A 23,555-nucleotide genomic window follows, 5' to 3' on the forward strand; every position below is an offset into this window, starting at 1 on the left:
CGACTCACCGTCCGATGGCTTCGGCCAGCGGGATCGGATCGTCGTGCCGGAATGCGACCATGAACGCGTCCGGGAAGGTGCGCCGCACCTCTTTCTGCAAAAGTAACGCTTCTTCGTAAGAAAAACACTTTCCGTAGAAATATTTGTAGCGTCCGTCGATCCGCATTTCGGTAATGTGGTCGGCATAGGGGCCGAACTCGGTGCGGCTGATCCGCATCCGGGCGAGGGCGCTTTTGAGCTGGATGCGGTAGACGACATCCTGTTGTCGGGCCGGCCGCGGAGCCGGTCGCGGCTGTGTCGTCTCGGCCGGAGGGGTGGCAAACCGCACCTCGCGTTTGGCGGCGGGAACCGGCTGCGGCTCCTCTTCCGGAGTCGGCTGTCGGACGGGCTTCGGAGTGGTTTTCTGAGCGGATTTCTGGGGTGTCCTGGACGGCGTTTTCGAACCTTCGGCCGGTTTGGCGGCCGGTTCTTTTTTCGTCGGCGGCGGAGTGGCGAGGGCGCGGCTGTCGGTGTGCGTCTTGTAAGCCTTCACGGCCCGGAACAGCGCGGCGGCGATCTCCTCCTGTCCCGCCTGCGACCCTAAATATTTCGCCTCTTCCGGGTTGGAGATGAAGCCCACTTCGGTCAGCACGCTCGGCATCGGCGTGCGCCACAGGACGAGGAATCCCGCCTGCTTGACCCCCTTGTTCTGCCGCTTCGCTCCGGAGACGTATTGATCTTGAATCTGTTGCGCCAGCGAGAGGCTCTGGCTCCGATAGGCGTATTGCATCAGCGAGAAGAGGATCAGCGACTCCGACGAGTTGGGGTCGTAGCCTTCGTACCGCGAGGTGTAGTCCGCTTCGAGGCCGATCACGGCGTTTTCGCGCATCACCACCGAGAGGTTCTCGTTACCCTTGTCCTCCCCCATGACATAAGTCTCGGTGCCCGATGCGCTGCGGTTCGGACTGGAGTTGGTGTGGATCGAGACGAAGAGGTCTCCGTCGGCCTGTTTGGCGATTTTGCTCCGTTCGTCCAGCGCGATGAAGCGGTCGTCGCGCCGCGTGTAGACCACCCGCACGTCCGGCAGCTGTTTCTCGATGAGCCGGCCGAGTTTCAGGGCGATCCCTAAGTTGATGGCCTTCTCCTGCTGGCCGTTCCCGACCGCTCCGGGGTCTTTGCCGCCGTGCCCGGGGTCGATGACGATGCACCGCACGGCGCCGGTGGTCTTCTCCTGAGCCGCACAGGCTGCCCCTCCGAGCGGGAGCTGCATACTGAGCAGGAGGAAAAATACGTTCCTGAGGTGGGTGCGGAGCTTCATGCCGTACTGCTTTGCGATTCCCCGAAATTCCGTTATTTTTGCAAGTCGCTTCGTGGCTCGGCGAAGTGCGGGGGAACGGAGGACAAAAATAACCTATTTTCATCGGAATTTTGCGCGCGGCACTACGAAAACGGACACTTTTTGCGTTTCTGCTCTGGGCGGGGACGGCCGTTGCGGCCGTTCCGATGCCGGCGGCGGTCGCGGTTCGGTCGGCTGCCGCCGATTCGGTGGAGCGGGACACGCTGCCGGACATCGCGTCGCTTTTCGATATCCTGCCTCCGGCGGCGGATACGGCGGACAGTGCGGCGACGGTGCGGGATACCTTGCCGACGCCTGTCGGCGAGCGGAAGAGGCGGGGAAGTTCGCTCTCGGAGCGGGTCACGTTCAAACAACGGGACTCGCTGGTCTACAACGTGCGGTCGGGGAATCTCAACATGTACGGCAACGGCCGGGTCGAGTACACCGACCTGAAGGTCGAGGCGGAGCACATCAAACTCAATCTGGACGAGAAAAACGTGGCGGCGTGGGGCTATGTCGACACCTTGTCCGAGAAGTATGTGCGTCCGAAGTTCATCCAGTCGGACACGGAGTACGAGCTCGACTCGGTGCGCTACAACATCGACACCAAAAAGGCCTTGATCTGGGGGGGATATACCCGCGAGGGCGAGGGGATCATCTCCGGCGGGCTGGTCAAGAAGATGCCCGACGATGTGCTGCACATGAAAGGGGGGCGGTACACCACGTGCGATGCGGAGTGTCCGCACTTCTACCTCCAGATGACCAGGGGAACGGTCGAACCCAAGAAAAAGGTGGTCTTCGGGCCGGCTTACATGGTGGTCGAGGATGTGCCGATCTATCTGCTCGGGGTGCCGTTCGGCTTCTTTCCGCAGCAGGGGGCGCGGCATTCGGGCTTCATCATCCCGTCGGTCGGCGAGGAGGTCGTCAAGGGCTTCTTCCTGCGCGACGGGGGCTTCTACTTCGTCTTCAACGACTACATGGACCTGAAACTGACCGGGGGAATCTACACCCTCGGGTCGTGGCAGGCGGGAGCGGCCTCGAGCTATCGCCGGCGCTATAAATTCAACGGGAACTTTCAGTTCGACTTCGCCAAAGACATTTTCGGCGAGAAGGGGAGTGCGGACTACGTCAATCAGCAGAACATGCAGATCCGGTGGACGCACCAGCAGGATCCGAAATTCCGGCCCAATTCGACCTTCTCGGCCAGCGTCAACTACTCCACCAGCAAGTACAACCGCTACAATGCGACGAACATGAACGACTACCTCTCGTCGCAGACCAGCTCGTCGATCGCCTACTCCAAGAATTGGGTCGGGAAACCCTTCTCGTTCTCGATGAACGCCAGTCACAGCCAGAACATGCGCGACAGCAGCATGTCGCTCACCTTGCCGACCTTCGTCTTCAACGTCACGCGGATCAACCCCTTCAAACGCAAAAATGCGGTCGGCAAGGAGCGGTGGTACGAAAAGATCGCCTTTACGTTCCAGACCAACTTCTCGAACAGCGTCTCGAACTTCAAGCAGAACGAGTTCATGAAGAAAGATATGTTCGAACGGATGCGGTTCGGGTTCCAGCACCAGCTGCCGGTGAACGCCTCGTTCAACGTCCTGAAATACCTGAACGTGACGCCGGCCTTCAACTACACCGAACGGTGGTATTTCCGCAAGATTTATCAGGACTGGAATCCCGAGACCGAGCGGATCGAGAATACCGATACCACGCACGGGTTCTATCGCGTCTACAACTACGCGGCGTCGCTGTCGGCCAATACACGGCTTTACGGGATGTATGAGTTCGGTCGGAAAAGGAACGTCAAGTTGCGGCATGTGATGACGCCGAGCGTCAGCTTCTCCTATGCGCCGAACTTCGGGAAGGAGCGGTACGGCTATTACCGCACGATCCAGAGCGACAAGCATGGCGGGACGACGACCTATTCGCCGTTCGCCAACGAGATGTACGGGGTGCCGGGGAACGGCGAAAGCATGTCGCTGGGGTTCAGTATCGGGAATACGTTGGAACTCAAGGTGCCCAGCGCGCGGGATACGAGTGGGATGCGGAAAATCAAACTGCTGGAGGCGTTCAATATCAGTTCGGGGTACAATTTTCTGGCCGATTCCCTGAAACTCAGCGTCTTTTCGGTCACCGCCCGGACGACGCTCTTCAAGGGGGTGAGTCTGAATATCAATGCCTCGTTTGACCCGTATATGGTGGACGAGACGGGACGGCGCATCAACCGCTTCGTGGCGGCGCACGGCAAAGGGCTGGCGCGGCTCACCTCGTTCAGCACGGGTTTCAGCTACGGTTTCAGCTCGAAGGCGCGGCGCACGACGGGCGGTTCGTCGGGGCCGGCGGCCAGCAACAATCCGGACAACAGCACGTTGAGCGATGTCGATGCGGCGATGAACGATCCGAGTCGCAACGGGGGATTCTTCAACCAGACGGAAAATCAATATGCGGCGGCGATGCGGCGGGCGCAGTTGCTGGCCACGCAGTACTATGATTTCAATATTCCGTGGAGTTTTTCGTTCAATTACAGTTTCAATTTCAGCCGGCCGGGCAAGCGGATTACGCGGTCGCAGACGGTGAGCTTCAACGGTTCGGTGAACCTGACCGAGAAGTGGGCGGTGGAGTTCGGTGCGGGGTATGACTTCGAAATGAAGAAACTGACGCCGGGGACGGTGTTGATCCGGCGGGACATGCACTGTTTCCAGGCTACTTTGTCGTGGGTGCCGATCGGTTTCCGGCAGAGTTGGACCTTCTCGCTGCGGGCGAAATCCTCCTTGTTGTCCGACTTTATCAAGTACAAGAAAACCAATAGCTTCATCGACAACTATTATGCCTATTAGCGGGGGGGGCAGGCTTGCTGCGAGGTGCGCGAGCAGAGAATGGGACGAGGGAGTTGGGCCGAGGCTGCCGCAGCGAAACGTAGTTTCGCCCGTCCACGGGACGTGGGGCCCGGCCGGCCTTTATTATTTCCCTCCTAAGGCGTCGGCGCGGTGCCTTCGGGCACTCCGAGATGGCCGCCTCTACCCTAACAGGACAGAACTGCCCTACGCGGGCGGCGTCCGGGTGACCCCGGCGGGACAGAGCGATACTACGTATCGCTAAGGCCGCCTCTGCCCCGTTTATTCCGAGAGGCAACGCAACTGAAGACCGGCTGCCCGGTATGTCGTGTGGCTGGGGTAGAGATCCTGCGTGGAGAACCATAAGAACCGCCCGTAGACACCGTTTGCCGAAGACGACCAGCTATAGCCGTAGCGGCCGACGCCGCCCGGGGCGCCTATCCCCCCATAGTAGCCTGCGTCGCGGAAGCCCGGGGCGGGGTACCTTCAATTCTTATACTTAATTCATTGCTCCTGATCATGGATACACCTCGAAAAGTACGTTTCTATACTTTGGGCTGCAAGCTCAATTTTTCAGAGACGGCGACTCTGGCGCGGCAGTTCGAAGAGGGCGGCTTCGTGCGGGCCGGCAAGGGAGAGCGGGCCGATATCTGCGTGATCAATACCTGCGCGGTGACGGAACATGCCGAGAAAAAATGCCGGAACATCGTCCGGAAAGCGGTGCGGGAACATCCCGGAGCCATCGTTGCGGTGACCGGATGCTACGCCCAGCTGCGCCCCCGGGAGCTGGCCCGGATCGAAGGGGTGGATCTGGTGACGGGAAATCATGAAAAGGGGTTGCTCTACGACCAGGTGACGGAATTGTTGGGACGAGGCGATCGGACGGTCGAGGTGCACGCCTGTGCCGCCGAGGAGATCCAGTCGTTCTTTGCCGCCTTTTCGGTGGGAGACCGGACGCGGGCTTTTCTGAAAGTGCAGGACGGGTGCGATTATCGGTGTGCCTATTGTACGATTCCGGACGCCCGGGGGGCGAGCCGTAATATTCCGGTGGCGGAGCTGGTGGCCGAAGCGCGCGAAATCGCGGCACGAGGGGTGCAGGAGGTGGTGTTGACCGGAGTGAATATCGGAGATTTCGGGAGGACGACCGGGGAACGTTTCGTGGATTTGATCCGGGCACTGGACAGAGTGGACGGTATCCGGCGGTATCGGATTTCGTCCATCGAACCGAACCTGCTGACGGATGAGGTGATCGCTTTCTGCGCCGAGTCCGACAAGTTTATGCCCCACTTTCATATCCCGTTGCAGGCCGGGACGGATCGGGTATTGCGGATGATGCGGAGGCGCTACGATACGGCGCGGTTTGCGGAGCGGCTCGACTGGGTGCGCGAGGCGATGCCGGATGCGTTTGTCGGGGTGGATGTGATTGTGGGTTTTCCGGGCGAGACGGAGGCGGATTTCGAAGAGGCGTATCGTTTTCTGGCCGATTGGGTACGACCGGCATTTCTCCATATTTTCCCGTATTCGGTACGGCCGGGAACGCCGGCGGCAGAGTTGCCGGATCGGGTTTCGCCGCAGGTGGCGGCGCATCGGGTGGAGCGGTTGGGCGAGTTGTCGTCCCGGTTGCACGGAGCGTTCTGCGACCGCTTTGTCGGTTCGGTTCGTCCGGTGCTGTTCGAATCGACCGTGCGGGAGGGGCGGATGGTAGGGTTTACGGACAATTACATTCGGGTTGCGATGCCGTATCGATCGGAGGCGGTGAATCGGATCGTGCCGGTCGAACTGGGGGAGAGGCGGACGATGTCGTCCGGATATGCGGGTGGTGAGGAGTGTCTGTCGGGTCGGCCGTTCGGGGTGGAGTAGAGGCTGTTTATTATTTGGGTATAGGCTGCCTTAGGGTGGACACGGGCAGTTTTCGAGTGCCGAGCGGCCCCGTTTATTCCGAGAGGCAACGCAACTGAAGACCGTGGGCACGGCTGCTCGTATGGCTGGGATTGAACATGTTCGGTTCCGCAGCTAAATATTGGCTATGCGGCGGAACAGCCGTCGCCGACCAGCTGTACCCGCCATAGCCGACGTTCTTCAAACCGCCTAATTGCCCGATGTTGCCCGCGTCGCGGAAGCCCGGGGCGGGGGGATTGGGTTTGCTTTCGCGCGCCTTGGAAAATCATATTCAAAAGCGGGCAACGCTTTTGAATGATTTTCCTTTTAAGGCGACGGCGCGCGGTTTTCGTCGCCCGCGGCAATTCTCGTGGGTTGGCTGGATGCCAACCCACAGAATATGCCCTTTTAGGCGGGCGGGCGACTTTCGGGCTTTGTCCCGGACGGAACTGCCCTCGGGCCGGGCGGGCCCCACGTCCCGTGGACGGGAAATGCTTCGCATTTCTGCGGCTGTGTTAGTAAAACTGGGGTAGAGGCTGCTATTTCGGAGTGCCCGGAGGCACTTTATTCCGAGAGGCAACGCAACTGAAGGCCGTCGGCGTGGTAGTTCGCGTAGCTGGAGTGGAGTACCGTCGTGTAGAAGTTCAAGCACACACCACGACAGTGGTCGCCTGAATCGTAGGACGTGGACGACCGACCATACCCACCGTTGCCGACATTCACCGGCCCGCCCGAGTACGAATAGCGGTAGCCCGGGGCGGGATTGGAAGAGAGTCGGCGTCATCGACCATGAAACAGGATGATGCGGAAAGAGTTCCCCCCGTTTCCGATATTACCGCCGCGCCTCCGGCTTCGGTTTTTGCGTCACTTTCCGAATCAGAAAGTTTTTGAAATCCTCGTCCGTCACGAAAACCCGCGCCGCCTTATCCGCCGGCAGAATCTGGCGGAATTTCGTCATGTAGTCCGCCATCAGTTTCCGCTCGGCATCCATAACGCCCAGTACGATTTCGAACTGCCGCTCCGCATCGCGCCCCTCCCGGATCGCTCGATGTGCCGTATGCCGCTTCCGTCCCAGCTCCCGCCGGGCATTCCAGTATGCGTTGTACACCGGCCAGAAGCGTTGCGACTGTTCCGGTGTGAGTTGCAGCGCGTCGCTGAAGAATCCGATTTTCAGCTCCCTGATTTCATCGGCATGGGGCGGACGTTCCTGTTGCGGCATGATTTCCCGCGCTTGCACCTCTGCGACCGCGCATAAGGCGAGTCCGGCCAGAAATCCGCCCGCATAGCGGAAAAACGAAGCGAAAAGAGAGGTATGGGAGGTGAACTGGTGTTTCATTTTATGAGAAAATCATTCAAAGATTAACGATTGTTGTCGAGCAGCTCCGAGAAATCGACACCGCTGTATCCGTAAATATCCAGATAGTCGGTCACCGCCTCCGCCAGCAAGGTTTGCCGTGTCCCATCGTCCTCGTCCGACAGGTAGTCTTGCAACTCTTCGATATCCTCGGAGTAGAGCCGGTATCCCAACAGCGTCTCGCTCGTCTGCCCCTCCTGTGCCATCCACTCGCGCTGCTGGGCCCGATATCCCGTGAAGTAGAAGCCGACGGTCGCAAAAAGCACTAAACAGCCGAACGCTCCCGCCAGCCCCGCTATCCGTCCGAACCGTCCCCACCAGCGTCCCCCCGCCGTCGAAACGCCTGCTGCGGCCAAATCTTCCGCGACCTGTTCGCGCAGCGTGTTCCGCAGCTCTGCGAAATAGCCCTCCGGCACCCGATACGGATGTCCTTTCGGAGAGGTGTGCGGCGGTATGTTTCGTGGTGTGTTCATCGTGTTTTTGTGCTTTGTTCTTTTGACGCTCGGGACGAAACGGAGTTTAATCCCGGGCGGAAATTATTTTATGGCCCGGTGTCGATTATTCCCCCGAGTCGGAACGCTCTTCTAAAGATAGCGCGAAGTCCGAGCCCGACAGCTCTTCCCGCACCCACCGTTCGACTTTGGCCGCCGCATGGTGGTACGAAGCTTTCAAGGCGCCTGCCGAGGTCTCCAACACCGCCGACATCTCTTCGTACGGCATTTCGTCCCAATACCGCAGGGTGAATACCGCCCGCTGTTTGGCCGGCAGCCGGCTGACAGCCCGTGCCAAGGCTCGTTCGATCCCCTCTCCGTCGATCAGCCCCTCGCTTCCGGCGATGCGGTCGAATCCTGCGCCTCCGTCGTCTAAGGAGGCGAAAAGTCCTGTCCGCCGGCTGCGCAACAGGCTCAGTGATTCGTTGACCGCGATGCGATAGAGCCACGTGAAGAGTCCCGCTTCGCCGCGGAAGTCGCCCACGGCGTTCCAGACCTTCAGGAATACGTTCTGGACGACATCGTCGGTGTCGTGGTGGCTCACGACCAGTTTCCGCACCGTCCAGTAGATGCGCTGGCTGTACCGGTCGACCAGTTCGACGAACGCGGCTTCGCGTTCCGTCGGTTCGGCGGAGCGGAGGCGGTCGAGCAGCTGGGTGTCGTCGGCAGCGGTCATGGTCGTTGGATCTGTCAGCGGAAAAGTGGGGATTATTTCAATCGGTGAAAGTAGTAGAGTTCGTATTCCGGCAGGAGTTCCGGGTGGAGAATTCGGATCATGTCCGCCAGCACGCGATCCGGCCGTACGGCGCCGGATTCCCAGAAATCGCTCCCCCCCGCCGGTGTGACCTGTGCGTTGTTGTTGAATACCCGCTCCTCGCGCACCACCGGCAGGTCGGCGAACCGGCGGTTATCCTCTTTCAGCTGCTGTAAATCCTGTGCCGTCCCCGGCGCCAGCCAGTAGTCCGCCTCCTGCATCAGCACCCAGGCCTGTTCGGCACTCACCGGCCGGCTGGCGTCGCTGTCCGTTCCCCGGCCGAGGTAGTCGCCTCCCGCCTCCCGCACCAATCGGGCCATATAGCTCCGGTCGCCCGGCAGGTACCACACGTCGCGGTACGGCGCGTTGAGCATCACCTTCGGTCGCGGCGTCTCCGCCGGAATCCGGGCTGCCAGTTCCCGATAACGTGTCTCGATTGTGTCGAAGCACCGGATCGCTTCATTCAGCCTGTCGGTCAGCAACCCGAACGGGACGATCCATTCCGCCCGTCCCAGCGGGTCGTTTTCCAGATAGTCGGCGATGTAGACCACCGGCAATCCCAACTGGCGCAACTTTTCGGCCGCGGCATGTTCGCCTCCTACCCCGTAGAGGAACACGACATCGGGCCGTAATGCAACGATGGTTTCATAATCGAGATGGGTATCGTAACCCACCTCTTTCACCGCTCCCGTATGCACGGCAGGATTGGCGATGAAGTCGATCCCCGAAGCCCCTTTGACTGCCGAGACCTCTCCGAGCGCGTCCAGAAACGCGACGTGGGTCGAAGAGAGACAGACCGCCGATCGGATCGGATATCGGATTTCCCCCTCCCGAACCGTCTCCGCCGTGTCGGGAATCAGTCTGTAATCGTATCGGGTATTTTCCGCCCCCTGCCACGGATCGCGCACCCGCAGCAGCATGGAACGGCCGTCGTTCAGACTGTCGCCCAACAATTCGAACCGTTCGGCGTACCGGTTCCGGTAAACCGTCACCCAAACGGCAGTGTCGCTCTGTCCGTCCCCTCCTCTGCCGGAGAAACTTCCGCACGCGACGAATCCCGGTATCAGAATGACGGCAAGGAAGGACGTCCGGATGGTTTTGCTTATGCGACGGCTGAACTTCATTTGACAAATATAGTGAATGGGTTTGGAACGAAGTTTGCTTTCACTGGGGTAAACATCAACAATCGTTTAACAATATAAAAATTTTATGGCTATGAAATTCGAACTTCCTGCTTTACCGTACGCTCTCAATGCGCTGGAGCCGACCATGAGTGCGCGCACGCTCGAATTCCACTGGGGGAAGCACGAGGCGGCGTATATCAATAACCTCAATGCGCTGATCGAGGGGACGCCGCTCGAGAACGATACGCTGGAGGAGATTGTCCGCAAGGCGGACGGGGCGATTTTCAACAATGCGGCCCAGGCGTGGAACCACATCTTCTTTTTCTTCCAGCTGGCGCCGAACGCCCAACACGAACCGGGCGGTCTGTTGCGGGCGGCGATCGACCGGGATTTCGGCTCGTTCGAGGCTTTCCGCGAGGCTTTTTCCAAGGCGGGGGCGACGTTGTTCGGCTCGGGCTGGGCGTGGCTGTCGGTCGATGCGGACGGGCGGTTAGCGGTCACTCAGGGCCCGAATGCACAGAATCCGATGAGGAACGGGGCGATTCCGCTGCTCACGGCGGATGTCTGGGAACACGCCTATTATCTGGATTATCAGAATCGTCGGCCGGATTACTTGGCGGCTTTCTGGAATCTGGTGGATTGGAAGGTGATCGAAAAGCGGTACGAGGATACGTTGTAGGGCGGGCCTCCGTACGTTACGGGCTGTCTTTCGTCCCGGCTGTCGGTTTCGACCGGATAGGGGCGAGGGACAGCCTTTTTCGCGTTTCCGTTTATTCCGAGAGGCAACGCAACTGAAGACCGTGGGCACGGTGCGTCGTGCTGCTGGGGTAGAGTTCCGTCGCGCCGAAGTGCAAGAACACGCCGTTAGTCCCGCTGAAAGCGGACGACCAACTGTACCCGCGGTGGCCGACGCTCATCATACCGCCTAATCGCCCATCGTGGCCTGCGTCGCGGTAGCCCGGGGCGGTGCGTGCCGCACTTCCAATGGGCCGTGTCTGCATGAAGAGCCGGGGGATTTTCAAGGGGGATGTAAGTCCCCCTTGAATGTGTTCTTTGCCTACTTTCTATCACATAATAGAAAGTAGGGGCCCCCGCGGCCTAAGCGGAGCAAAGAAAAGAGATTGACTTAGAACCCAAAGACGGATAGCCGAACGACGTTAGGCCGATTGGGCTTTGTCCGCGCGCCTTACGCGATACATCCTATTTCGGCTTGCGCCAAAATAGTTGAATCGCTTCTTAAGGCGTCGGCGCGCGTCGAACTTCGACTGCCCTCGGGCCGCCGGGCAGGCCCCGCTTAATAAGGTAATGACAACCCTATCAAAAGCCCCTATGGGGCCCCGCGGTGGGCGGATGGCTGTGTCAGCCCAAGTTTTCGAACCGTTCTTTGTCCGTGCGCCTTGGGAAATCTTGTTAAAACGCACAAGTGCATTTTGACGATTTCCCTATTAAGGCGTGGCGCGCGGGTTTTTAACTTTCTCTTTTTTCAGTCACCCGCGGCAATTCTGCCGGATTGGCTCATCGCCAATCGGCAGAATATGCCCTCTTATGCGGGCGGGCGACGGGAGAGCTTTGAACCGGATGGAACTGCCCTTACGCCGGGCGGGCGGTGCGTGCCGCACTCCCAATTGGCCGTGTCAGCCCAACTCCTTGCCTCGTTTTTTCCGCGCGCCTTGGGAAATCTTGTTCAAACACGATTGCGTGTTTGAACGGTTATCGGAAGTCGATGATTTCGACTCCCGGATGAGCTTTGGGGTCGAACCGGAAAGTCGCTTCCGAAACCGGAATGTTGACTTTCCACTCCTTGAGTTGCAGCTCGATCGGTCGGTCGCTGCCCGGTACTGCAATCGAGATACGCACCGGCAGCGAGGTCGCCGGATCGATATAGAGAGTCAGAGCCGTGTAATCCGCCGTCGCCTGTTTCGGTTTCAGCTCCACGGTTTGCAATTCTTTGCCCTGTGCCGTCGTGACAGCCGGTAAAGAGCTGTGTTCGAAATCTTTCGGATCGATGTTCATCAGCTTCGCCGGATTGGAGAGGATGTTCGGATCGGCCGGGTCGAGCCGTTCGACGGTCACCTCCTGTGCCTTCGGCAGGTAGTTCCACAGCATCGTCCCGTCGTAATAGAGCTCCTGCCCGAAAACCGAGGCGACGAAGCGTCGGCCGCTCACCGTCAGGTTTCCGATCGTTGTCCCTTCCCCTTCGACCGTGGCGGTGAACCCCACCCGATAGCTCTTGTACGACTGAATTTTCGTACGCACAGCGTTCAGCAGTCTCTCCGAACGTTGGTCGGCGTACACCGTCGGAACACTCAGCAAAAACAGCAAAAAGAGGAGAAAACGTCTCATGAAACAGGCTGAATGACAAAAAATTACAAGTTGTCGAGAATCATTTCGAGCGACATCGGGTCGGCTACCAGCACCTGCCGCGGTTTTCCGCCCCCCTCGCTGTGTCCCACGATGCCGGCCGCTTCGAGCTGGTCGATGAGCCGTCCCGCCCGGTTGAAACCGATCGAGAATTTGCGCTGAATGGTTGAAGCCGAACCCTGCTGATTGGCCACCACGTAGCGTGCCACCTCTTCGAACAGCGAGTCCCGTTTGGCCAGCACATCGCCGCTCGCCGCAGAAGACGACGATTCGTCGCCCTCCGGCGTGTATTCCGGCAGTTCGTAAGCCGACGGATAGCCCTGCTGATGCTCGATGTGATCCGTAATCCGTTCAACTTCAGGCGTATCGATAAAAGCGCACTGCACGCGCGTAACTTCGTTCCCCGTGGAGATGAGCATATCCCCGCGTCCCACCAGCTGGTTGGCTCCCGGCTGGTCGAGAATCGTCCGGGAGTCGATCATGCTGGTCACCCGGAACGCGATACGCGCCGGGAAGTTGGCCTTGATGACCCCCGTAATGATGTTCGTCGTCGGCCGCTGCGTGGCGATAATCAGGTGAATGCCCACCGCCCGCGCCAGCTGGGCGATCCGGGCGATAGGGGTTTCGATCTCCCGCCCGGCGGTCATGATCAGGTCGGCGAACTCGTCCACGATGACCACAAAGTAGGGCAGGAAGCGATGTCCCTTCTCCGGATTGAGCCGCCGGTTGATGAACTTTTCGTTGTACTCCTTGATGTTCCGCACTTTGGCCGCCTTCAGCAGGTCGTACCGGGCGTCCATCTCGATGCACAGCGAGTTGAGGGTGTAGATCACCTTTTGCGTGTCGGTGATAATCGCCTCGTCCTCGGTCGGCATCTTGGCGAGGAAGTGCTTTTCGAGCTTGGAGTACAGCGTCAGTTCGACCTTTTTCGGATCCACCAGCACGAATTTCAGTTCGGCCGGATGTTTCTTGTACAGGAGCGAGGTGATGATGGCGTTCAGTCCCACCGATTTCCCCTGACCCGTCGCCCCGGCCACCAGCAGGTGGGGCATCTTGGCGAGGTCGAAGACAAAGGTTTCGTTCTGAATCGTCTTCCCCAACGCCACCGGCAAATCCGCCCGCGAAGCCTGGAACTTCGTCGACTTGATGACCGAGTACATCGAGACGACCTCCTTGTTCTTGTTCGGCACCTCGATCCCCACCGTCCCCTTGCCCGGAATCGGCGCGATGATCCGTATCCCCAGTGCCGAAAGGCTCAGCGCGATGTCGTCCTCCAAGTTTTTGATCTTGCTGATCCGCACTCCCGGCGCCGGCACAATCTCGTAGAGCGTGACCGTCGGCCCGATCGTCGCCTCGATGGTGTCGATCCGGATACCGAAGTTTTCCAGCGTCGTAACGATCCGGTTCTTGTTCTCGACCAGCTCCTGGTCGGTGACGATCACCCGTTTCGTATGGTCGTCCAGCAGCTCGATCGGCGGTTTCCGGTAGTGCGACAGCTCTAGGGTCGGATCGTACAGGTCGCTGTTGTTGATTACCTCGTCCTCCACCTGCTCCTCTTCCGGCTGCTCGACGATGAAGCTCCCCGGCTCGACTTCCTCCTCCGTCGCACGACGTTCCGTTCGCATTTCGGGCGTCGGTTCAGGGGTGAAGACCGGCCGCTGCGGTGCGGCAACCGGCTCCTCGACCGTCGGCTGCAACGGAACTTTCCGAGCCGCAGTCGCCGGCTTTTCCGGCTCCGCGGCCGGTGTCGGTGCAGGTGTCGACATGGAAGGCGGCATAGCCGGTTCCTCCGCCTGTCGTGTCGCGACGGTAAAACGCACCTCCTCTTCCGCCGGCTCCGGAACAGACGGAGCCGCATACTGCGTAGCGGCTGCCGGAGTAGCCGATGCCATGGCCGAATAGCGGAAGTACGGGTCGTAATAGTAGCTCTGCCAGTCGAACGAGTAGATGATGGGCTGACTCCATTCGTCGTAGCCCATCAGGTAGCCCCACGATCCGTCGTAGTTCTGTACCAGTCTGGCCCGTTCCGCCGCAACCGGCTCGTAGACCGGTTCATAAGTATATCTCTCTTCCTGCTGCGGAAGCGGGTATTCCGGATACATCGGTGCATCCGGGTCGATCTCGCAGCCCGCGGTCTCCATCGCGAGCGGAGGGTGCTCGTATACAGGCGGTTGTGTCTGCTCCGCCTCCGGAACCGGCTCGACGCGCGGCGTCTCTGCGGGCGCCGGAGCCGGTGGTGTCACCGGTTCCGCCGGCTGCTGTTCGGCCAGTGCCTGCCGTCTGGCCTCCGCCTCTGCCCGGAGCCGCATCATTTTTTTCTGAGCCTGCAACCGCTCCAGCTCCTGCCGTATGCGCCGCTCTTCGCGTTTCCGACGGCTGTAGGCCCGGTATTTGGACACCGCCTGCCGGATGGCCAGGTGGTTGGCGTAATACAGAATCCCTGCGAAAGCTGCGATGATCAGCAGCGAAGTTCCTTCGTATCCGATCATGGCGTTGAGCCACTGGGCGATGAAGATGCCGTGGGCTCCTCCCCATCCGGAGCCGATGATTCGGGGATCGGGGCCGAAGAAGTGCCCTGCGCCGATCGACCCGACGATCATCAGCAGGATGAGCGACCGGATGACGCGCCGGAGCCGCAAGGTCCGTACTTTCAGCAGCTTGAGGGCGATGCAGAAGAGGATGACGGGAACGAGTTCCCCGAAGATGCCGAACCAGCGGCCGACGATGCTTTGGGCGAAAATCGCCCCGATGCGTCCCCCCCAGTTCAGGGCATCCTGCCGCACGTCGACGAAGAGATTGCTCCACGTCGCGATGTTTTGGTCGACGTCCCAGTAGATGAGGTACGAGAAGGTCGAGACGGCCAGATAGCCCGACAGAAAGAGCAGGATCAGGCTGAGCCAGATATAGCGGTCGGTGCGGTTGTCCTGACTGTCGGGGTCGATCCGCGAGGCCGGACGTTGGGTCGGTTTGGCTGTCTTGTTCTTATCGGAGGCCTTGGCCGCCGGTTTCGTTTTGGTTCGATTCGTCGCGGTCGCGGCGCCCGATCGTGAGGCGGTGGCTTTTCGAACGGCGGCAGGCGAGTAGTCTCGCCGTGCCCGGCTGTCGGATGGTTGTGCCGCCGCCGGACTGCCGCTCCCGGTCGAAGCCGTCCGCCGGCTGGTGACCCGCTGCACCCGCTCCGTCCGGAGCCGATCCGAGGAGGACGCACCGGAGCGCTCCGCCGGTTTGCGGCGGAGTTCCCGGTCGCGCTGTGCGCGCCGGACGAGTTCGTCGGTCTGTCGTTTGCCGGTTGCCATGGGGTGTTATCGGTTCCGCGGTCGGGCGGCGTATTGTTCGGCGCGGAGACGAAGCTGTTCGGCCGCCTGGTCTCCGCCGGTGCTGATAAAAAGGTGTGCCGGAGTCTCTGGCGTGACTCCGTCCGGTTCGTAAAGCAAGCCGGATGCGGCTAAAATCTCTCGGGTGTGCCGTGCAATGGCCTCTGCCGGGTCGATGAGGCGCATGTCGCGTCCGTCGATAATGCGTTCGATCTGGGGCGCGAGCAGCGGAAAGTGGGTGCAGGCGAGCACCAGCCGATCCGCTCCGGCCGCTAAGAGCGGTTCGATGTAGCTGCGCAGGAGTCGTTCCGTCTCCGGTGCCTCTTCGAGCCCCTGTTCGACCTGTTCGACGAGCCCGTTCCCGGCCACCGGAATGACCCGCACGCCGGAGGCATACCTCCGGGCGGTGGTCTGAAACATCTCGCTGTGGACGGTAAACGCCGTCCCGAGCACGCCGACCACTCCGCTTCGGGTCGTCTCTGCCGCCGGTTTCACGGCGGGCTCCAGACCGACAAATGGCACCTCCGGCCACGTTTGTCTGAGGGTGGCGATGGCTGCCGTCGTCGCGGTGTTGCAGGCCACGACGATCAGTTTGACCCCCTCTGCTAGCAAGGTCTCGACGCCGGCCCGCACCAGCCGCACGATCTCTTCCCGCTCTCTCCCGCCGTAAGGGCAGTGGGCGGTGTCGGCCCAATAGACCGTCCGCTCGTGAGGCATCGCCCGGACGATGGCTGTCCGGATGCTGATGCCGCCCATGCCGGAGTCGATGATGCCGATGGGGGAGCGGGGGTCGGGATGCATGTGTGTCGGTTTTTACGGGAAACAAAGATACGAAAAAGGAGGACGCCGCCGAAAATTTTCGGCGGCGTCCGGCGGGTATCGGGTCGGAGCCCGATTATTTCGTAATGCCGAGCGATTTCTTCACCAGCGGCAGGATGTTGATCATCTCTGCGTCGTTGTAGTAGGCCAGCGCTCCCGCCACCAGGTCGAAGACTGCCGTGAGTCCCTGTTCCTTGCCGACTTTCGCCACCGCAGCCTGTGCCTTCTCCATCACCGGACGGAACAGTTCCATCTGTTTTTCATTGAGCTCCTGCTGAGCCGACTGCTGGAACTCTTCTAAGCGGGTCTGCAGGTCGATCAGTTCTTTTTCTTTCTGTTTCCGGATGGTTTCGGACATGGTGCTGAGCCCGTTGGTAAACTCCGTGCTTTTCCGGTTCATCTCTTCCCGCATCGAGGTGAACTGGCTTTCGAGGTCGTTGCTGAGCTGTGCCAGCTGTACCCGCACCGAGTCGCTCTCCGGCATCGCTGCGATCAGTTCTTGCGAGTTGATGTAACCGAACTTCTGCTGTGCATGTGCCATCCCGGTGCCGATAAACAGGAGTGCCGCCGCAGCCGAAGCAAAAAGGGTTTTCTTTGCGATTTTCATGGTATTGATTGTGTGTTATTGTTTTCTGGTTGGGTTTCTCTATGCAAACATCGTGCTTTTTTTCGAGATTAGAAAGTCTGGCCGAGCGAGAAGCTGAATTTGCTCCCGGCAGCCTTTCCGTTCGAGTCGGAGGTTTGGTCGAAGCCGTATCCCCAGTCGATCCCGAGCATCCCGAGGTAGGGCAGGAAGACGCGCAGCCCGATCCCCGCAGCCCGTTTCAGGCTGAACGGCTTGAACTCTTTGAGTTCGGTGAAGGCGTTCCCCGCTTCGCCGAAGGCCAGCGCATAGACCAGCGTGCCTGCCGTCCGCACCAGCGGATAACGCACTTCGAGGGTGTATTTGCTGAAGATCCGGGCATAGATCCCGTAGTCCGCCATCGGTGTCAGGGCATTGTTCTTGTACCCGCGCAGCCCGATGGTCTCCACCCCGTACATGCTGTACCCCGACAGTCCGTCGCCTCCCATCTGGAAGCCTTCGAACGGCGAGGGTTTGTGCTTGTCGTAATGTCCCAGGTATCCGAACTGCGCCCGCGCCATCAGCACCAGTTTGTTGTTGGCCGAGAGCGGCACGAACCATTGGGCGTTCAGTTGCCACTTGTGGTATTCGATCCATTTGTAGCGTTCGCGGTCGGTCATCGGCTTGCTGTAATCCTTTCCGTCGAACGCCGACCACGGCGGAGTCAGTGCCGCCGAGAGGTCGAATTTCGATCCCCGGGTCGGATATTGCTGGATGTCGTCCACCGAGTTGCGCGACAGGCCCAGGTTGAGCGCCAGCGTGTTGCAGCTCCCGTCCTTGACGATGAAGTAGTCCCAGTTGTAGAGGTTGTAGGTCTGCATGGTCAGCCCGGCCGACAAGACGAAGTACTGGTCCGGCCAGTTGAGCCGTTTCCCGATTCCGACGGTTCCCCCGATGGTTCCGAAGTGGGCGGTGGCTTTTTGTCCGATGTGGTATGCGTTGGTCTCCCGCGAGGTGTAGAACGATACCGAGAGCGAGGTCGGTTTCCGACCTCCGAGCCACGGTTCGATGAAGTTCACCGAGAAGGCCCGATAATAGCTCCCGTTGGTCTGTACCTGAAGCCCGATGGTCTGATTGTCCCCAGCCGGATACGGTCGCCAGGCCTTTTTGTTGAAGAAGCTGCGCAGCGAGATGTTGGTGAAATTGACTGCTACAGAGGCAATAAACATCCCGGCACCCCATCCCCCGGAGAGTTCGAGTTTGTCGTTGGGCACCTCGGTCAGCGAGTAGTTGATGTCCACCAGCTCCTGCTGTACGTTCGGATTGACGTTCGGCAGCAAGGTGGCCGCATCGAACTGGCCCATGCTGGCGAGCCGCTGATAGGTCTGCATCAGCAGGGCCTGGCTGTAGAGTTCTCCCGGCATGGTCGAGAGTTCGCGCCGGATCACATGGTCGTTCGTCCGGGTGTTCCCGTCGAACGTGACGTTCTTGATCCGGAACTGGCTCCCTTCGATGATCCGTATCTCGACGTCCACCGAGTCTCCGGGCACGACCGTCTCCACCGGATCGGCCATAAAGGCCAGATATCCCTGATCCTTATAGGTGTTCGCGATCGACATGTCGGTCGGCATCTGTCCGTTGAGCCGGGTGTTCATCGTCTCGCTGTCGTATACGTCGCCCGACTTCAGGCCGATCGTCCGCGCCAGGGTCTCGGTCGGATAGAGGGTGTTGCCTAACCAGCTGATATTCCGGTAGTGGTATTTGTTCCCCTCCTTGAGCTTGATGTAGATTCCCAGCCGCTTCGGCTTGTCGGGAATCGGGTAGAGCGAGTCGGTGATGATCTCGGCATCGCGGTACCCCTGCGACTTGGCGTAGTTCCGCACGTTTTCGAGGTCTTCTTCGAAGTCTTTCTCGTTGAATTTCGAGCTGCGGAAGAAGTTGATGCTCACCTTGTGGGTCTTCTTCATCGACCGAGTGAGTTTCTTGGCCGACAGGTGGTCGTTGCCGGCGAACTGGATCTCGCCGATCCGCACCTTGTCTCCCCGGTCGATGTTGAAGTGGACAATCACCGCTGTCTTGATCAGTGTGTCCGGGGTCACGGTGTAGTCGATCTTGGCGTTCCGGAAAGCCTTTTCGTCGTAGTATTTCCGGATGAGGTTCATGCAGGTGGTGAGCAGGTAATCCGACAGTTCGGCATTCTGCCGCAGCCGCAGTTTCTCTTCGAGGTCTTTCCGTTCGCTCCCCTTGACGCCAACGAAGTCCCAGCCGCGCACCTGCAGCTTCTCGCGCACGTAGAGGTCGAGGTCGACCGTGTCCCGGTCGCGGATGGTGGTTCCGACCTTCATGTTGGCGAAGAACCGCCGGTCGAGCAATCCCCGCGTGGCGATCGTAATGGCCTCTCCCGGAATCGTGATGGTGTCGCCGGCCGCGATCCCGAGGTTGTCGACGATCATCTGGGGGTCGACCGCCACGGCTCCGTGCACGCGGATTTTTCCGACGACATAGGGTTTCGGCTGCGCTTTGAAATCGACCCGGGGCAAGGCGTCGAGCTCCCGGTCGACCGACCGGCCCAGCAGGGAGTCGTAGATCGGCATCATGGCACTCATGACCCGGAATATGGAGTCGGGAGCGGCGATCTGCTGCCCGCGGGCAACGGATACGGCTCCCGTCGTTACGATCAGTATTGTTGCGAAAATCAGTCGTCTTACCATCCTCATGCGTCTCTGTGTTCGGTCCTGTCTCTTTTGACGTGGTATATCATAGTGGTCGGGCGCGGTCTGTCACTGTTGGTTTCAGAGCCGTCCGAATCGCCGTTCGCGCTGCCGGTACGCTTCCAGCGCCTTGGTGAATTGCGCTCCGTCGAATTCCGGCCAAAGGGTCTCGGTGAAGTAGAGTTCGGTGTAGGAGAGCTGCCACAGCAGAAAGTTGCTGAGGCGCTGTTCGCCGCTGGTGCGGATCAGGAGTTCCGGATCCGGCATGCCGGCTGTCGTCAGGTGTGCCGAGATCAGTTCGGGCGTAATCTCCTCCGGGGTCAGGTCTCCCCTCCGGATGCGTTCCCCGATTTGCCGGGTCGCCTCGGTCAGCTCCCACCTGGCGCTGTAGTTCAGCGCCACGTTGAGGGTCATCCGTAATTTTTCGTCCGGAATATCCGCGGCCCGGGCCTTGCGGATACTCTCCCGGAGCGCCTGCGGCAGCGACGCGAGGTCGCCGATGAAGTTCATCCGAATCCCCGCTCCGGTCAGCGTGTCGAGTTCGGAGAGGATCGCTCCCGCAATGAGCGACATGATGCCGTCTACCTCCGCCTCCGGCCGTCCCCAGTTTTCGGTCGAGAAGGCATAGATGGTGAGGTATTCGATCCCCGCTTCGGCCGCCGTCCGCACCACTTCGCGCACGGTGTCCACCCCGTGCCGATGTCCGTAGAGGCGTTCTTCGCCCTGTCCTTTCGCCCATCGTCCGTTGCCGTCCATGATGACGGCGACGTGTCTCGGCGTAGATCCCGAGGCCGGTTCCCGTACGGGTATGTGGTTCTGTTTCTGTGTCATAAGCGGGTGCAAACACCTCTTTTTCCCTCAGGCCGCATCCGGGATGGGACTTTCGTGGAAAAACTTTCGGCGGCGACGACCGGTGTCGGTCGATGCAATGTGCAAATATAGAATTTTATTTCGGCTTCGCGATGCTGCGGGCCCCCTTTTTCCCGGAAGCGGCCTTCGGACTCCGGACGGTGTTATTGCCGTTCGAACCGTTGCCGTTGCGCTTCGAAGAGGATGACGGCCGCCGCCGCGCTCACGTTCAGCGATTCGATCCGCCCCACGAGCGGAATGCCCGCCTCGACGTCGCACAACCGCAGCACCTCGCGCGAGATGCCTTTGTCCTCCGCCCCCATGACGATGACGGTCGGTTTCGTGAAGTCGACTTCGTAGACCAGCGTATTGCTCTTTTCCGTAGCCGCCACGCACTGCATGCCGATCCCCTTGAGCAGCGCGATGGCTCCCTTGAGCGATCCCGCCCGACAGACCGGGATCAGGGTCAGCGCCCCCGCCGAACTCTTGATCGCTTCGGCATTGACCGGGGCGGAGTTCTTGGCCGGCATGATCAAAGCCGCCGCCCCCGCACACTCTGCGCTTCGGGCGATTGCGCCGAAGTTCCGAACGTCGGTCACCGAGTCCATCAGCATGACTAACGGTGTCTCACCCGCCGCGATTTTCGTTTCGAGCTCTTCGGCCAGTTCGTTGATGTCTTTATAGGAGATCGCCGCCACGACAGCCGCCACCCCCTGGTGGTTCCCGTTGCGGGTCAGCCGGTTGAGCTTCTCGACCGGTACCTCCTGAATGTGCAGCCCTGCCTCCAGCGCCTGTTCCCGCAAGGCGTTCGCCGCGCCGACATGCGCCCGTTCCGCCGCAGCGAGTGTCTCGCCCGCCGTCTTCCGGAAGTAGATTTTTTCGATCTCCGTTCCCGCTTCGATCGCTTCGCGCACCGGATGGATGCCGAAAATCACGTTTTCCGGCGCCCGCTCCTCCCGTTCTTTCCGCTCTTTTTTCGGAGCGGCTTTCGGAGCGGGTCGCCCGGCCTGTCGCTGCGGCCGGGAATCGCCGCGCGGTTCGGCATCTGCCGGCCGGCGGTAAAAGCTCTTTTTGGTCGAAGGATTTTCGTTATCGAATGCCATAATTTTCTAATTTTTCGGTCGTTTCGGCCCACTCGGCCATCGTCGTGTCCAGTTGGGTCTTCAGCTGGTTGTACTCCTCGAAGAGGGCCATCGTGTATTGTTCCGGATCCATCAGCCGTGCCTCCAGTTCCGAGGTCTTTTGCTCCAGCTCCGCAATTGTGCCCTCTAATTTGGTCACCGCGTTCCGCAGCCGTGTCACCTGCCGGTCCCGCTCTTTCTTTTCGGCGTATGAGAGCTCCGGCCGCTTCTTCTGTTCCGGCTGTTTCGGCGCGGTTTTCTGCGGCTCTTTGGCAGGCGCGGCGGATTTCTGCACCGCCGGAGTAGAGGAGGAGCTGCGTTCGATTTCGTGCATATTCTCGATCTGTCTGGTTCTCAGGAAGTCATAAATCCCTCCCAAGTGCTCCTTGACTCGCCCGTCGCGGAACTCGTAAACCTTGCTCACCAGCCCGTCCAGAAACTCGCGGTCGTGCGAGATCACCAGCACCGTCCCGTCGTAGGCCATCAGCGCCCGCTTGAGGATATCTTTCGACCGCATGTCCATGTGGTTGGTGGGTTCGTCGAGAATCAGCAGGTTGTACGGTTCGAGCATCAGCCGCGCCATCGCCAGCCGCGACCGCTCGCCGCCGCTCAGCACCTTGACCTTCTTGTCGATCTCCTCGCCCCGGAAGAGAAAAGCTCCCAGTATATCCCGGAGCCGTGTCCGGATATCTCCCACGGCCACCCGATCCAGCGTGTCGAACACGGTAAACTCTCCGTCCATCAGGTCGTCCTGGTTTTGGGCGAAGTAGCCGATATGCACGTTGTGTCCGGTTTTAGCCGTCCCCTCGGTCGGGGTGAGCTCGCCCAGCACCATCCGCACGAACGTGGTTTTCCCCTCGCCGTTCCTTCCCACGAGGGCCACCTTCTCGCCCCGCTCCACAATGATGTTGGCTCCCGAGAAGACATGTTTTTCGGCCTTGTCTCCCTTCGCGGGAAAGGTCATGCCGGCCTCCTTGGCCTCCACGACCACCTGTCCCGACCGCGGAGCCGACGAAAAACGGATGTTCAGCGTGGCATTGTCCTCCTCCTCGATCTCGATCCGGTCGAGCTTTTCGAGCTGTTTGATCCGCGACTGCACCTGGTTCGACTTGGTCGGTTTGTAGCGGAATTTTTCGATGAACTCTTCGGTTTTCTCGATCATCCGCTGCTGGTTCTCGTAGGCGGCGATTTGCTGCTGTCGCCGTTCGGCGCGCAGTTCGACGTAGCGGCTGTACGACACCTTATAATCTGTGGCCCGTCCGCACGAGAGTTCGATCGTCCGGTTCGTCACGTTGTCCAGAAAGGCCCGGTCGTGCGAGATGAGGATCACCGCTCCGCCGTAGTTTTGCAGATAGGCCTCCAGCCACTGGATGCTCTCGATGTCGAGGTGGTTGGTGGGCTCGTCGAGCAGAAACAGCGTGGGTTTTTTCAGCAGCAGTTTGGCCAGCTCGATCCGCATGCGCCACCCGCCCGAAAAGGTGGAGGTGGGCCGGTTGAACTCCTCGCGCTTGAACCCGAGCCCGAGCAGGGTCTTTTCCACTTCGGCGTCGCGGTTGTCGCCGTCCAGCAGGTGGTAACGTTCCGTGGCTTCGTGCAGCCGGTGGAGCAGCCGTTCGTACTCCTCCGATTCGTAGTCGGTACGGGCGGAAATCTCCTCTGTGCAACGTGCGATCTCCTGTTCGAGACCGATGATCTCGGCAAAGGCTTTCCCGCACTCGGTGACGAGGTCGGTGTCGTCGGCCACGCGCATCTGCTGGGGCAGGTAGCCGACGGTACAGTCGTCGGTCTTCGAGATGCTCCCGGAGGTCGGGGTCTGAAGACCGGCTATAATCTTGAGTATGGTCGATTTCCCGGCGCCGTTTTTGCCCACCAGCCCGATCCGCTCTTTGGGGTTGACGAGGAACGAGACGTCGCGAAACAGGTCGCTGCCGCCGAACGATACGGTCAAATTATCTGCGGATAACATATTCTCGTTAGTTTGTTATAATCCCGTTTTTTGATACGGGAGTGAACTGTTCTTTTTGTGAACAAAAAGAACCAAAAAAACTTTAGAGGATGC

19 protein-coding genes are annotated in these 23,555 nt (G+C 60.0%); 3 read left to right on the forward strand and 16 right to left on the reverse strand.

The features are described 5' to 3' along the window. Positions 1-4 precede the first annotated feature (4 nt). Positions 5-1,297, reverse strand: coding sequence for an N-acetylmuramoyl-L-alanine amidase (locus QZ292_RS01875; RefSeq protein WP_294597047.1), 1,293 nt, complete (start codon positions 1,295-1,297; stop codon positions 5-7). Between the two features lie 110 nt (positions 1,298-1,407). Between QZ292_RS01875 and QZ292_RS01880 the strand changes: the two genes are divergently transcribed. Both QZ292_RS01880 and mtaB read left to right on the forward strand, forming a co-directional pair. Continuing rightward, on the forward strand, positions 1,408-4,161 hold the full coding sequence (locus QZ292_RS01880; protein WP_294597050.1) for a putative LPS assembly protein LptD: 2,754 nt from the start codon (positions 1,408-1,410) through the stop codon (positions 4,159-4,161). Positions 4,162-4,677: 516 nt separating this feature from the next. After that, entirely contained in the window at positions 4,678-6,018 is a 1,341-nt protein-coding gene (gene mtaB, locus QZ292_RS01885) for a tRNA (N(6)-L-threonylcarbamoyladenosine(37)-C(2))-methylthiotransferase MtaB (protein WP_294597051.1), read from the forward strand. Between the two features lie 73 nt (positions 6,019-6,091). On the opposite strand, the gene QZ292_RS01890 is transcribed toward mtaB, so the two are convergent. From QZ292_RS01890 to QZ292_RS01915, 6 genes are all read right to left on the reverse strand, one after another. Then, a complete protein-coding gene (locus tag QZ292_RS01890; RefSeq protein ID WP_294597053.1) occupies positions 6,092-6,241 on the reverse strand; it encodes a hypothetical protein in 150 nt (49 codons plus the stop codon). Positions 6,242-6,600: 359 nt separating this feature from the next. After that, the gene (locus tag QZ292_RS01895; RefSeq protein WP_294597054.1) at positions 6,601-6,759 is read right to left on the reverse strand and encodes a hypothetical protein; all 159 of its coding nucleotides are present in this window, start codon (positions 6,757-6,759) and stop codon (positions 6,601-6,603) included. 109 nt (positions 6,760-6,868) lie between these two features. After that, a complete protein-coding gene (locus QZ292_RS01900) occupies positions 6,869-7,372 on the reverse strand; it encodes a Spy/CpxP family protein refolding chaperone (RefSeq protein WP_294597057.1) in 504 nt (167 codons plus the stop codon). Positions 7,373-7,395: 23 nt separating this feature from the next. Beyond that, positions 7,396-7,863 carry a hypothetical protein gene (locus QZ292_RS01905; protein ID WP_294597059.1) on the reverse strand — a complete coding sequence of 156 codons (468 nt, stop codon included), beginning with the start codon at positions 7,861-7,863 and terminating at the stop codon, positions 7,396-7,398. 85 nt (positions 7,864-7,948) lie between these two features. Then, positions 7,949-8,557 carry a sigma-70 family RNA polymerase sigma factor gene (locus QZ292_RS01910; RefSeq protein ID WP_294597062.1) on the reverse strand — a complete coding sequence of 203 codons (609 nt, stop codon included), beginning with the start codon at positions 8,555-8,557 and terminating at the stop codon, positions 7,949-7,951. A gap of 32 nt (positions 8,558-8,589) precedes the next feature. Continuing rightward, a complete protein-coding gene (locus QZ292_RS01915) occupies positions 8,590-9,759 on the reverse strand; it encodes an ABC transporter substrate-binding protein (RefSeq protein ID WP_294597066.1) in 1,170 nt (389 codons plus the stop codon). Positions 9,760-9,850: 91 nt separating this feature from the next. Here QZ292_RS01915 and QZ292_RS01920 point away from each other — a divergent pair, with 91 nt between their 5' ends. Beyond that, positions 9,851-10,438: a superoxide dismutase gene (locus QZ292_RS01920; RefSeq protein ID WP_294597069.1), complete on the forward strand. Its 588-nt coding sequence runs from the start codon at positions 9,851-9,853 to the stop codon at positions 10,436-10,438. 91 nt (positions 10,439-10,529) lie between these two features. Here QZ292_RS01920 and QZ292_RS01925 read toward each other — a convergent pair whose 3' ends face one another. The 9 genes from QZ292_RS01925 to abc-f form a co-directional block, all read right to left on the reverse strand. Beyond that, on the reverse strand, positions 10,530-10,760 hold the full coding sequence (locus QZ292_RS01925) for a hypothetical protein (protein ID WP_294597072.1): 231 nt from the start codon (positions 10,758-10,760) through the stop codon (positions 10,530-10,532). 709 nt (positions 10,761-11,469) lie between these two features. After that, a complete protein-coding gene (locus QZ292_RS01930; protein WP_294597075.1) occupies positions 11,470-12,102 on the reverse strand; it encodes an outer membrane lipoprotein carrier protein LolA in 633 nt (210 codons plus the stop codon). Positions 12,103-12,125: 23 nt separating this feature from the next. Further along, the gene (locus QZ292_RS01935; RefSeq protein WP_294597078.1) at positions 12,126-15,416 is read right to left on the reverse strand and encodes a DNA translocase FtsK 4TM domain-containing protein; all 3,291 of its coding nucleotides are present in this window, start codon (positions 15,414-15,416) and stop codon (positions 12,126-12,128) included. A gap of 6 nt (positions 15,417-15,422) precedes the next feature. Further along, complete coding sequence (gene murI, locus QZ292_RS01940) at positions 15,423-16,235, reverse strand: glutamate racemase (protein ID WP_294597081.1); 813 nt, start codon at positions 16,233-16,235, stop codon at positions 15,423-15,425. A gap of 94 nt (positions 16,236-16,329) precedes the next feature. Further along, positions 16,330-16,860, reverse strand: a complete 531-nt coding sequence (locus QZ292_RS01945; protein WP_294597085.1) for an OmpH family outer membrane protein — start codon at positions 16,858-16,860, stop codon at positions 16,330-16,332. 68 nt (positions 16,861-16,928) lie between these two features. Beyond that, positions 16,929-19,526: a POTRA domain-containing protein gene (locus tag QZ292_RS01950; RefSeq protein WP_294597088.1), complete on the reverse strand. Its 2,598-nt coding sequence runs from the start codon at positions 19,524-19,526 to the stop codon at positions 16,929-16,931. A gap of 81 nt (positions 19,527-19,607) precedes the next feature. Then, on the reverse strand, positions 19,608-20,357 hold the full coding sequence (gene uppS, locus QZ292_RS01955) for a polyprenyl diphosphate synthase (RefSeq protein ID WP_294597092.1): 750 nt from the start codon (positions 20,355-20,357) through the stop codon (positions 19,608-19,610). A 182-nt stretch (positions 20,358-20,539) separates the two neighbouring features. Continuing rightward, positions 20,540-21,478, reverse strand: coding sequence for a 23S rRNA (guanosine(2251)-2'-O)-methyltransferase RlmB (gene rlmB / locus QZ292_RS01960; protein ID WP_294597095.1), 939 nt, complete (start codon positions 21,476-21,478; stop codon positions 20,540-20,542). Then, positions 21,465-23,462 (reverse strand): ribosomal protection-like ABC-F family protein, encoded by a 1,998-nt coding sequence (gene abc-f / locus QZ292_RS01965; protein ID WP_294597098.1) that lies wholly within the window; start codon positions 23,460-23,462, stop codon positions 21,465-21,467. Before abc-f ends, rlmB begins: the two co-directional genes overlap by 14 nt. Positions 23,463-23,555 lie beyond the last annotated feature (93 nt).

It is taken from the genome of uncultured Rikenella sp., assembly GCF_910577125.1.
Lineage (GTDB): Bacteria > Bacteroidota > Bacteroidia > Bacteroidales > Rikenellaceae > Rikenella.